Source organism: Parvibaculum lavamentivorans DS-1 (assembly GCF_000017565.1).
Lineage (GTDB): Bacteria > Pseudomonadota > Alphaproteobacteria > Parvibaculales > Parvibaculaceae > Parvibaculum > Parvibaculum lavamentivorans.
Genome location: NC_009719.1, coordinates 1,920,205 through 1,931,848, shown reverse-complemented (window position 1 = coordinate 1,931,848; position 11,644 = coordinate 1,920,205). Strand labels below are relative to the sequence as shown.

The following is an 11,644-nucleotide window of genomic DNA, read 5'->3' as shown; positions in this document are numbered from 1 at the left end:
AACACTCGCCTAGCGTTTCCGTCGGGGAACCCGCGGCACGCTCAGGTCGTCCGCATCCTGCCAACGCACGATTTTGGACATGATGTCGGGATATCGAGCTTCCAGATACTTGTCCGATCGGCTTATGAACCGGGACATTTCGGTGAAAGCGAGGTCTGGGTTGCGATCTTCAATCGCCTTGAGAAGCCGTCCGTACGCCTTGATCTGATAGTCACGCTCACCCTCCGTATAAATTATACCGACTTCCGACGCATTCGTGATGTTGTGAAGCGAACCGATTAGGAATCCGATCAAGGGATTGCCAGACGCCCATGCAAGCACGTCGTGGAAACGCCTGTTCTCCTCCGCATAGGAGTCGCAAGATACGGACAGCGTCTTCAAAGTGGCCAATGACGTATTCAGCTTGTCGATATCCTCATCGGACGCACGCTCCGCCGCAAGCGCCGCCATGGTCGGGCCGACCGCTTGTCTCACTTCAATCAGCGAACGGAACGTGGTGCCGAGAAACTGCAGCAGCAACGCCATTGTACTGGCAAAATCTTTCGGTCGGGGCTCCTGAACGATCGGCCCACCGCCAGGGCCGGGCCGCAGAAAAATGATGCCCTGCAGTTCCAGAAACCTGAGGGCCTCCCGCAAAGTCGCGCGGGCCACCCCATACCGTACGAGCATCTCCTGTTCTGGCAGCAAGCGATCTCCGACCTCGGCACCTTGCTGCTCGATGTCCTCGACAATCTGCCTTGCAACTGTGAGGGCACGCTTGCCGGACCCTTTCGGAAATCGGTTGACTCGTGAAACGGACGCGATCGCTTTCATTTCAGATACCCGCATACTTCATTGTTTTTAAGATCAATCGCCCCTGATCAGGGAACGGTTGGAAGAACCCGACTACAACACCGTCGTCCGTGTTTGCAACGCCCTGTTAATTCATCATAATGGATTTCGGCCTTTGAATACACATATGAAAACATGGAAAAAAGCGTTTGATGTCAGCAAACCGGACCTTGTTCATCCTTGCCCAAAATCTCAAAATCGCGGCGGACGCATTCGGCCCCGACCAGGCGCGTCCGGTTATGCTCGCCCATGGCGGCGGGCAGACACGCCATGCTTGGCAAGCCTGCGGTAGAAGGTTGGGGGAAAACGGGTATTACGCCCTCTCCGTCGATTTGCGCGGGCACGGCGAAAGCGACTGGTCTCCGGACGGAGACTACAGGATGGAGCGTTTCGCGGAGGATCTCCTCGACGTCGCGGACGGCTTCTCCGTGCCTCCTGTCCTGGTCGGCGCATCTCTGGGCGGCATCGCGGGCATGATCGCGCAGGGAGAATACGCAAAGGCCGGACGGCGCGGGTTTGCGGCGCTGGTCCTTGTCGACATCACCCCTCAGATGAACATGGAGGGGGTTCAAAAAATCCTCGGATTCATGGCGTCAAATCTGGAAGAAGGCTTCGCCTCGCTTGAGGAAGCAGCCGATACGATCTCGCGCTACATGCCCGGTCGGCCTCGCCCCAAAAACCTGAGCGGACTGGCGAAGAACCTTCGCCTCAGGGAAAACGGCCGCTACTACTGGCATTGGGATCCACGTTTCATCACCGGCACACAAAAGCCGCAAGGCAGCCGCGAACCCGAACGCCTCCAAATGGCGGCACGTTCCCTGAAAATACCGACGCTCCTTGTCCGGGGCCGCGACAGCGACCTCGTGACGGTCGAAGCGGCGCGGCAATTCGCCGAAATTGTTCCTCATTCCGAGTTTATCGATGTCGCAAATGCGGGCCATATGGTAGCGGGCGACAAGAACGACATATTTACAAGCGCCGTTCTGGATTTTCTGACGCGAATGGCGCCTGCCGCGAGCACATCGTAGCCCCACGGGTGGATTCATTCACGCGTGTACGTCTTCGACAGATGAAGACAACCCAAACAAATAAAAATCGAGAAGAAGAAGGGAGAAAGCCGATGTCGAATCTGGTTCTTCGCAAGGACAGCGGGCGTATTTGTACGCTGACGCTCAACCGTCCAGAAACCTTGAACGCGCTCAATGTCTCGCTGTTCGAGGAACTGCGCGAGCATGTGGATGCGCTTCGTGGACAGGTTCACGAGGTGGCATGCGTCATCATCACGGGCGCGGGCAAGGCTTTTTCAGCCGGCCACGATCTGAAGGACATCCAGAAGGGCGAGCGCCCGCCGGAACCGCATTTCCAGGCGAAGACCATTCAGGCGCTGGCCGAACTGCCGCAACCGGTCGTCGCCTGCATCCGCGGGCATTGCTATACTGGCGGACTGGAGCTTGCGCTCGCGGCAGACATCATCATCGCCGCGCGCTCCGCCAAGTTCGGCGACACGCATAGCAAGTGGGGACTGAGCCCGCTCTGGGGCATGACGCAAAGACTGCCGCGTCGCGTCGGGCTGTCGAAGGCCAAGCAGATGATGTTTACCTCCGATATTTTCGCGGCGGAGGCGGCGGAGCGTATGGGGCTGGTCGACATTTGTGTCGACGATGTCGAACTGGAACAGGCGACAAACGACCTTGCTCAGCGTATCGCCGCCAATTCAACCTACAGCAACCAGGTCAACAAAGGTCTGCTGAGCGCGACCGACGGCATGACCGCCCAAGCGGGGATGGCCTACGAACTCGCGCATAGCCCCGGTGCCTGTTACGACGCGCGCGAACGGGTCGCCTCATTCGGAAAAAAATGACGGCGGGCCACGCGCCGCGCCGCCTTCGACCTTATGTGGCGGGTGGAAGTTTTCCACCCGCCTCCTCCAGGTTCAGCCCGGGATTCTTACCGGCAATGCCTCATAGCCCTTGATGAAGTTGGAAAAGACCCGCTTTGGTTCATCGACCACTTCGATCGGCTTGTCGGGCCAGCGCTTCAGGATTTCTTCCCAGACAATGCGGAGTTGCATTTCCGCCAAGCGGTTGCCGACGCAGCGATGAATGCCGAAGCCGAAGGAGAGATGCTGACGCGGCCTTGCACGATCGATGATGAAACGGTTCGGCTCGTCGATCGCCTCCTCGTCCCGGTTACCCGAGACGTACCACATGACAACCCTGTCACCCTTCTTGATCCGCTTGCCGGCCAACTCGGTATCCTGTAGCGCGGTGCGGCGCATGTGGGTGAGCGGCGTCTGCCAGCGGATGATTTCCGGTATCATGGTTTCAACGAGCGCCGGATTTTCGCGCAGCTTCCTGTACTGATCCGGGTTCTCGTGGAGCGCGAGCAAGCCGCCGGTGAGCGAATTGCGGGTCGTGTCGTTACCGCCGACGATCAGCAGAATGACATTTCCCAAATACTCCGCCGGACTCATGTTCTTGGTGGACTCACCCTGGGCTAGCATGGTGATAAGATCGCCGCCCGGTTCGGTCGCGTTGACGCGCTGATTCCACAACTCGGTAAAATAGGCGGCGCATTCGAGAAGCTCTGCTTCGCGGGCTGCCTCGCCTTCCGGTGTCTTGAAGGCTTCCTCCGAGGTTGCGACGTCGGACCAGCGGGTGAGTTTCCGGCGCTCTTCCCAGGGGAAGTCGAACAGGGTGGCGAGCATCTGCGTCGTCAGCTCAATCGACACGCGATCGACCCAGTTGAACGTCTCGTTCACCGGAAGCGAATCGAGAATCTTGCCGGCGCGCTCGCGGATCGTGCCTTCGAGTTTGGCCAGATTGGCCGGAGCGACGATCGGGCTCACCACCTTCCGCTGCGCGTCGTGCTTCGGGGGGTCCATTGCGATGAACATCGGAAGCTTCAGACCCGCATTATTGTCGCGAATCGTAATCCCCCCTGCTCGACGTCGGACGAATAGACGCCATGATTGGTCTCGACATGCATGATGTCCTTGTATTTTGTCACGGACCAGAAAGGTCCATAAGCGCTTTCCGCACAATAATGCACGGGATCCTCGCGACGCAGCCTTTCGAAATACGGCCACATCCGATTGGACCTGAAGAGCTCCGGATCGCTGACATTGAGTTTGTCGAGCGGAATGGCATATGGATCGTCCAAGGACTGGACGCGTTCGGCTACGTTCATGCTGCTCATGATCTTATCCTCGTTTGTGGACGAATATTCACCGGCGCAACCACTCCTATTCGGCGGCGATTGTCACGCGACCGCGCATGCCGCCGACACTTCCATTGACTTCCTGACGCTTCAGACGCGGTAAAACCTTTTCCGCGAAAAGTTTCATGTTTTTGGTGGAAAGTTCCTGCGGCATGCCGCCATAGCTGAAAATGGAAATCAGCCCCGCCGCATCGACGCGCTTTTGGTTTTCCATGATCTGCTCGTAGACCTGATCCGGCGTGCCCCAGACCTGAAGCTTCGCCAGAAAATCGACAAACTCGTCGACTCCGTGCTTTTCGATATTCCGGGCGAGCGCTCCGTAATACTCATAGCCCTTGATGTCCGCGAGCCCCTTGTTATGAAATTCGTAATGGTTCAGGGCCGAACGGCTGTATCCCCTTATGTATTTTTCGTATATCTCCTGAGCGACCGATGCGTCCTCATGACAGGCGATGAAACTGGCGATGATCGGCTTGGGCGCCTCGGTACTGTTTATCTCCCTGTAGATTTCCCGGTAGTTGTTGAGTTCGGCGACCGTCGTTTCCCAAGGCTTCTGAGCGATGATCAGAATGCCAATGCCGAGCCGCGCCATGATGCGCGCCGACTCCGGCGAAACCGCCGCCGCATAGGTCCGGCCGCGGAAACTCTGGAACGGGAACGGCCTGATGGCCGTTCGGGGCTGTTTGTAAAACTTCCCGTTCGCCTCGATATAGCCCGTTTCGAAGGCGTTCAGAATTGCCTCCGCATATTCGACGAAGCGTTCGCGGGATTCACCCATATTGATGCGGAAGCCCTCGAACTCGATCCGGCCGAGGCCGCGGCCAACGCCCAGAATGGCGCGGCCTTTCGAAACATGGTCGAGCACCAGCACTTCTTCCGCGAGCCGGACGGGATCGTGCCAAGGCAGCACCATCACCATCGAGCCGAGACCGACCCTATTGGTACGGCCAGCCATATAAGTGAGAAACTGCGCCACGTTCGGGCACATGGTGTATTCGTCGAAATGGTGCTCGGCCGCCCATATAGAATCGAAGCCGAGCGGCTCGGCCATGTCGGCCATCGCGATTTCATGGGCGTAGACCTCCTGGTCGGTATAACCGCCAGCGAGGTTCTGAAAGAACGTACTCATGCCGACATGCATGGGAATCTCCTTTTTGTTCAATTCCGCTTCACACGGCGTTTATCCCCAGCGTCTTTTTTATCGACCGGTGGAAGTATGCAAGAGCCGGCTCGTTGGCGCCGAAAGTCACAAAATCTTGTGCACCCGAGTGAAAATCACGCTGGATATTTTCCGCCAGCGGAAAATCTTCCTGCTGCACGGTCGCCATCAGCAAGTCCATGTTCTTGGTCCAGTACTTTCTGGCCTTGTCGGTCACGGCGGGTTCGGGCGTATAGAGAGAGACGTGCATTTTTGATTCATCCACGCTGTCGCCCGGATAAACCCTCCACGTCTCCAGATGATCGCCCTGCATGATGAAGACCGTATTCGGAAAGAGCACGTATACAAGCGCGGAGTGGCGGACCAGATCCCACTCGCTTTCCGGCCTCTGGCGCAACGCGTCGATCGTCTTGCGGGCGCCAATCATGCGCAGATTTCGTGCCATGCCGTCGAACGTGCCGAGGTTCGAGTGCAGGATCGGCGCGATCGTATTCTTGTGAAGTGTGCTCAGATGGTAGGTTTCGAGAAACGTGTCGATCACGAGCTTCCAGTTGAGGCGGGCCCGGAGCACGCGTGTCTCGTAGTGGCTGTAACTCGCAAGGCCGAACGCGACGAGATCGTCCGCCATCCCCGCAAGATGGCCGTCGATGTCGATCGACCCGCCGGGCGTCGGCATGACCCAGATCATGCCGTATTTCTCCACCACCGGCAGAGGCCGCAAGCCGTTGCTCGTCTTGTCGACGCTCTCGAAGCCCTGCTCGAACGGTATCGACCTCAGCCTGCCGCTCCGGTCGTAGGTCCATGCGTGATAGGGACAACTGAACACGGTCTTGCCGCTGCCGCAGCCCGACGCAACGCGCGCGCCACGGTGGCGGCAGACATTGATGAAGGCATTGACCTGCCCCGCTTCATTCCGCACCACCAGGATCGGAACGCCCGAAAAATCGTCGGTTACATAGTCGCCGGGATTGGGCAATTCGCAGCTCAATCCGATCAGGAGTGGCTCATGCCGGAACAGCATCTCCCGTTCTCGGCCAGCCTGATCCGGACTGGTGTAGTCACTGACATGATGACGATACACGGCATCGCCCATCGCGGTCTCACCCGCGTCGAGATAGCCGAAGATCTTCCGCAACTGCTCGACCTGGGCTTCGTGTTTCATGATCGCACTTCTCCCGAAGAGGTCCCTTGATTATCCGTCAGCGGAATAATGGTTCCCGGCGCTCCCGGAACGCCGCCAGACCTTCCGAAACATTTTCGCCCATCAGCGCGTCCACGACTGCGCTCCGTTCCATATCCAGACCTTCCTGGAGCGATCCGTCGAGCCCGTTTCTGCAAAGCTGCTTCATGGCGGCAAGACCGCCCGGATTCTTTTTGGCGAGGTCGGCACAATAGGCTTCCGCCTTGCCGGCAAGCGCGCTGTCGTCAACGATATGGTTCACAAGCCCCCAGGCCAGCGCCTCGTCTACCTTGAGCCAGCGGCCGCTGAACATCAGATCAAGGGCACGCCGCGAACCGACGATGCGCGCGAGACGCTGCGTGCCGCCCCAACCCGGCACGAGCCCGTAGCGGGCATGCTGGCATCCCATCTGCGCCGACTGCCCCGCAAAAACCACGTCACATGCCATCATCAATTCCAGCCCGCCCGCAAGACACAGACCGTTCACCGCGGCGACAATCGGCAGAGGTGAGACCTCAAGACGGCGCAGGACGCGATGACCGCCCGTGATAAACGCTTCCAGCCGACCCCGCTCCCTGCGAGCGTCGAGGACCTCGTCAAGATCGGCACCGGTGCAGAAGTGCTTGCCACGCGCGAGCAACAGAACGGCACGAACCTTCCTGTCTCCCTCGAACATTGCGAGAGCCTCGTCGAGACCGGCCATGACAACCGACGAGAGGCAATTGAACTTGTCAGGCCTGTTGAGCGCCACGATTCCGACGCCGTCTCGCATCTCGGTCTGGACCGGGGCTTCCGCGGCGCTAGTCATATCGCCTCCCTCACGCATAAGGCACGGCCACCCGGCCGACTTTCTCGCGCGAAATGATCATCTTCTGGATTTGCTCGGTGCCGTCGCCGATCTGAAGCCCCATCACGTCGCGCAATCTCTGCTGATGAGGCAGATCAGTGCTGTAACCGCCATGTCCGTGCGTGAGCAGGCAACGGTGGATGACCTGGAAAGCCGTCTTGGGTGCCCACCATTTGCACATTGCGGCTTCGGCGGTATGCGGCAAATCATTGTCGCGGAGCCAAAGCGTCTTGTAGCAAAGCAGACGCGCCGCCTCGAGCAGCGTCTGGGCTTCGGCCAGCGGTTCCGTGACACCCTGATATTTGGCCAGCGGATTGCCGAAGGCAACGCGCTCGGTCACATACTTCCAGGTCTCTTCCAGCGATGCGAAGGCGGGAGCCAGACATTGCAGGCCGATCAGCGCGCGGGAATAATCGAACCCCTGCATGACCTTCCGGAAACCTTCGCCCTCCGGGCCGACCATGTAGCGCGACGACACATTAACATTGTCGAAGAATACCGAACCGCGGCCGACCGCTTTCGAACCTACATCATCGAAGCTCGAACAGGTGATACCCGGCGCGTCGAGCGGCACCAGAAAAGCCGACACACCGCCAGCGCCCGGATTGCTTTCATCCGTGCGCGCGAGCACAAGAATGTAATCAGCCTGCTCGGCCATCGAGATCGAGGTTTTCTCGCCCGACAGGACGTAGCCGTCGCCATCGGCGCGCGCTTTCGTCTGCAGATGCGCTGCGTCGGAGCCGCCTCGCGGCTCCGTCAGACCGAGCGCGACGATCGCCTCGCCCGAGCAAATCTTCGGAACGATTTCATCGGCGACTTCAGGCCTTGCATGCGCGGCGACGATCGATCCCATCAGCGAACCCAGGAGCTGGACATAACCGACGCTAATGTCGCCGCGTGATATTTCCTCGATAATAATGCCGGTCGTAACGCTATCGAGTCCCGGCGCCCCGAATTTTTCGGGCAAATCGGCGCCGACGAGGCCAAGCTCGCCCATATCCCGGACGAGCTGTCGATCGATCGCTCCGGCGGTTTCGCGCACCTTGTAGGCGGGCGCGAGCCGCTCGCGCGCAAATCGTGCGGCGGTATCTCGAATGGCTCCCTGGTCGGACGTAAAGGCAAAGTCCAAGATACCACCTATTTCATATGCTTGCGGAATTCCGGCTTGCGCTTTTCATTGAGCGCGTTGACGCCCTCTTTCGACTCCGCCGAGTTGTAGTAGAGGCGGAGCGCCTGCATGCCAAGACCGCCAATGCCGCGAATATTATCGCTGTCGGCGTTGAACGATTTCTTGGCAATCGCAATCGCCGTCGGGCTACGCTCGACAAGCTCGGCGCACCAGGCATCCACTTCCTCATCCAGCTTGTCGTCGGGAACGACCGCATTGGCGAGACCCATCGCCAGCGCCTCGCGCGCCGGGTAACGCCGGCACATGTACCAGATTTCGCGCGCCTTCTTCTCCCCGACCACGCGGGCGAGATAGGCGGTGCCGAAGCCGGGATCGACGGAGCCCATCTTGGGGCCCACCTGGCCGAAGATTGCGCTCTCGCCCGCAATCGTCATGTCGCACAACGTCGCCAGCACATTGCCGCCGCCGATGGCGTAGCCCCGCACCTTCGCAATCACCGGCTTGGGCACGTCGCGAATGACCGTGTGCAGTTCCTCGACCGGCATGCCGATGGTTCCGCGCGTCTCGCCGTCGCCATAGGAACCGTCATGATCCGATTGATCGCCGCCGGTGCAAAACGCCTTGTTGCCCGCGCCAGTCAGCACGATCGCACCGATCTCCTCGCTCCAGCCCGCCTTCAGAAAAGCGTCAATCAGTTCGACGCAGGTGCGGGGGCGGAACGCGTTATAGACCTTCGGACGATTGATGGTGATGGTCGCGACGCCATTTTTCTCGTCATACAGGATGTCTTCGTAGTCCATGAAAATCCCCGTCAACCGTGCATTGAGAGACCGCCCGAGACGCTGATCGTCTGGCCGGTAATGAAACTTGCATCGTCGCTCAGAAAGAATGCGACCATGCCCGGATAATCGTCCGGTTGCGCCAGGCGGCGCATCGGGATCGCCTTGGTGAGCGCTTCGGTCAGACGTCCGCCGCCCGACGCATCCACGGAGGCGAGCAGCGGCGTGTCCGTCGGCCCCGGACAGATCGTATTGAAGGTGACGCCCTTCCGGGCGAACTCGCGCGCCATCGTCTTCATGAAGGCGATGACGCCGCCCTTGGCCGCGGAATAGACGGCCTCGCCAGACGAGCCCACACGGCCCGCATCCGACGAAATGCTGACGACCCGACCGGCACCCTGCTCGGCAAGCCGACGCGCAACGACATGAGTGAGATTGAGCGGCCCGTAAAGATTGATGTCGATCACCTTTTTCCAGAAATCAGGCTCTGTCTGGATAAAAGGCTTCGCCTCGTCCCAACCGGCATTGTTCACCAGTCCATAAACCTGGCCGGCCGCCTTTTCGAACGCATCGACTGCCCGCGCCACTGCCGCATAGTCGGTGATGTCGACCTTATAGGCCCAAGCCTCTCCACCCTTCTGGCGAATTTCGGCGGCGGCGGCCTCGGCACCCTTCTCGTTCATGTCGAAAATGGCGACCCTGGCACCCTCTTCGCCAAGCCTGAGCCCAATCGCCTTTCCGATACCGCTTGCGCCGCCGGTAACGATGACCGGCTTCTGATCGAGTCCTCGCATGTTAGTCGCCTCCCTCGCTGCACCGCTTCAGACACATTTTTAACTTTGCCATAGCAATGGCGGCACATTTTTTCTAATACTAGTTCGATTTTCGAGGGAGGCGCAACATGTTTCGAACGTACATTAGATTTACGATCGGCACCGCCAAACAGGCGGCGAGGGGGCGTTTGTGACGAGCGAGCAAAGCAAATCCGACATCAGCCGCGCGAGAATACTGGACGCCGCCGCCAAGATGTTTCGGCAAAAAGGCTACGCGGCGACGACCCTGATCGAAATCGCGAGAGCCGCAGGCATGCAGGCGGGCAGCCTCTATTACCATTTCGGTTCGAAGGACGAACTCCTCGAGGAAGTTCTCGACATAGGCATGAGGCGGGTTCACGAAGCCGTCGAGGAGAGCCAGGAACGTCTGCCTGCGGATTCATCTCACCGCGACCGAATTCGCGCCGCCGTAGAGGCGCATCTCACCACACTTCTGAAGCATGACGACTACACATCCGCCAATATCCGCATTTTCGGACAGGTCCCCGAAGAGGTGCAACAGCATCACATCAGGCAGCGCGACGCCTACGCCGAACTCTGGCGGCACATTTTCACCAAGGCGCAGAAATCGGGCGCATTGAGCAGCGACGTCAATCTTGGCGTCGTACGCATGCTGCTGATGGGCGCTCTCAACTGGTCGGTCGAATGGTACCGTCCCGGCAGAACGTCCATTCAGGCGATAGCCGATCATATGTGCCTGATGCTGTTCAACGGAATCGGGATCGAAGAACCCGCACAAAGCAGGGAAAACGAAACAGTCACGTGACCGAAAACATTCGAGGGAGACGCGCATGGAAGTTCAGAAGACTCGATTCGGGTTTTCCGATGAGGAACTGAAGGCTCTACCCACGGTTTATCGAGCTGATCTTTTTTCGGGGAAAACGGTCGTCGTTTCCGGCGGCGGCAGCGGTTTCGGCAAGGCGATTGCCTGTCTTTTGGCACGACTGGGCGCAAACGTCGCCATATGCGGGCGCAACGAAGAAAAACTTGCCGCGACGGTTTCACTTCTGGAAAGCATGGGCGCGCAGGTCTTCAGCCGGTCCCTGACCATACGCGATCCGGATCAGGTTGACGGTTTTATTGAAGCGGTCTGGGATAAATTCGGCGCGCTCGACCTTCTCGTGAACAATGCCGGCGGCCAGTTTCCGCAAATGGCCCTCGACTTCAAGGTCAAGGGATGGAACGCCGTCATCGACACCAATCTCAACGGCACCTGGTACATGATGCAAAGCGCCGCGCGGCAGTGGGTCGAAAGAAAGACCCCCGGCTCGATCGTGAACATCATCGCGGACATATGGCGCGGAATGCCGGGCATCGCGCACACATGCGCGGCGCGCGCCGGTGTTGCCTATCTGTCCAAATCGGTGGCCGTCGAATGGGCACCCCATCGCATCCGCGTCAACTGCGTCGCACCGGGCGTCTGCGAAACGAGCGGTTTTGCGCAATATCCACCCGAAGGTCTCAAGACCTATCCTGGCGCAAATCCGATGCTGCATGTCGGCGACGCCCACGACATCGCCGAGGCTGTTGCCTATCTCGCCTCGCCGGGCGCCAAGTTCATTACCGGCGAGGTATTGACGGTCGATGGCGGCGAGCAGCTCTGGGGCGACCCGTGGCCCCCCGGACGACCGGATTATTTCCAGCCAAAGTAATGCCTGGAGTTCAAG

General features: G+C 59.2%; 11 protein-coding genes and 1 pseudogene. 4 read left to right on the top strand and 8 right to left on the bottom strand.

What is annotated here, in order from left to right:
* Nucleotides 1-9: 9 nt before the first annotated feature.
* On the bottom strand, nt 10-813 hold the full coding sequence (locus tag PLAV_RS09020) for a FadR/GntR family transcriptional regulator (protein WP_012110689.1): 804 nt from the start codon (nt 811-813) through the stop codon (nt 10-12).
* Nucleotides 814-983: 170 nt separating this feature from the next.
* On the opposite strand from PLAV_RS09020, the gene PLAV_RS09015 reads away from it, so the two are divergent.
* Both PLAV_RS09015 and PLAV_RS09010 read left to right on the top strand, forming a co-directional pair.
* Nucleotides 984-1,859, top strand: coding sequence for an alpha/beta fold hydrolase (locus tag PLAV_RS09015; protein ID WP_012110688.1), 876 nt, complete (start codon nt 984-986; stop codon nt 1,857-1,859).
* A 92-nt stretch (nt 1,860-1,951) separates the two neighbouring features.
* Nucleotides 1,952-2,692: an enoyl-CoA hydratase/isomerase family protein gene (locus PLAV_RS09010; protein ID WP_012110687.1), complete on the top strand. Its 741-nt coding sequence runs from the start codon at nt 1,952-1,954 to the stop codon at nt 2,690-2,692.
* 72 nt (nt 2,693-2,764) lie between these two features.
* Here the strand turns inward: PLAV_RS09010 and PLAV_RS09005 are convergent.
* The 7 genes and pseudogenes from PLAV_RS09005 to PLAV_RS08975 form a co-directional block, all read right to left on the bottom strand.
* Nucleotides 2,765-4,029 (bottom strand): annotated as a pseudogene (locus PLAV_RS09005) (cytochrome P450).
* Between the two features lie 46 nt (nt 4,030-4,075).
* The gene (locus tag PLAV_RS09000) at nt 4,076-5,191 is read right to left on the bottom strand and encodes an LLM class flavin-dependent oxidoreductase (RefSeq protein WP_012110686.1); all 1,116 of its coding nucleotides are present in this window, start codon (nt 5,189-5,191) and stop codon (nt 4,076-4,078) included.
* Nucleotides 5,192-5,219: 28 nt separating this feature from the next.
* Nucleotides 5,220-6,371 carry an aromatic ring-hydroxylating oxygenase subunit alpha gene (locus PLAV_RS08995; RefSeq protein WP_012110685.1) on the bottom strand — a complete coding sequence of 384 codons (1,152 nt, stop codon included), beginning with the start codon at nt 6,369-6,371 and terminating at the stop codon, nt 5,220-5,222.
* A 37-nt stretch (nt 6,372-6,408) separates the two neighbouring features.
* Nucleotides 6,409-7,197: an enoyl-CoA hydratase/isomerase family protein gene (locus tag PLAV_RS08990; protein ID WP_041536539.1), complete on the bottom strand. Its 789-nt coding sequence runs from the start codon at nt 7,195-7,197 to the stop codon at nt 6,409-6,411.
* A gap of 10 nt (nt 7,198-7,207) precedes the next feature.
* Nucleotides 7,208-8,365, bottom strand: coding sequence for an acyl-CoA dehydrogenase family protein (locus tag PLAV_RS08985; protein WP_012110683.1), 1,158 nt, complete (start codon nt 8,363-8,365; stop codon nt 7,208-7,210).
* 8 nt (nt 8,366-8,373) lie between these two features.
* Nucleotides 8,374-9,165, bottom strand: coding sequence for an enoyl-CoA hydratase-related protein (locus PLAV_RS08980; protein WP_012110682.1), 792 nt, complete (start codon nt 9,163-9,165; stop codon nt 8,374-8,376).
* A gap of 11 nt (nt 9,166-9,176) precedes the next feature.
* On the bottom strand, nt 9,177-9,938 hold the full coding sequence (locus PLAV_RS08975; RefSeq protein WP_012110681.1) for an SDR family NAD(P)-dependent oxidoreductase: 762 nt from the start codon (nt 9,936-9,938) through the stop codon (nt 9,177-9,179).
* A 169-nt stretch (nt 9,939-10,107) separates the two neighbouring features.
* On the opposite strand from PLAV_RS08975, the gene PLAV_RS08970 reads away from it, so the two are divergent.
* Both PLAV_RS08970 and PLAV_RS08965 read left to right on the top strand, forming a co-directional pair.
* Nucleotides 10,108-10,743, top strand: a complete 636-nt coding sequence (locus PLAV_RS08970; RefSeq protein ID WP_012110680.1) for a TetR/AcrR family transcriptional regulator — start codon at nt 10,108-10,110, stop codon at nt 10,741-10,743.
* A 25-nt stretch (nt 10,744-10,768) separates the two neighbouring features.
* Nucleotides 10,769-11,629 carry an SDR family oxidoreductase gene (locus PLAV_RS08965; RefSeq protein WP_012110679.1) on the top strand — a complete coding sequence of 287 codons (861 nt, stop codon included), beginning with the start codon at nt 10,769-10,771 and terminating at the stop codon, nt 11,627-11,629.
* The last annotated feature ends 15 nt before the right edge of the window (nt 11,630-11,644 follow it).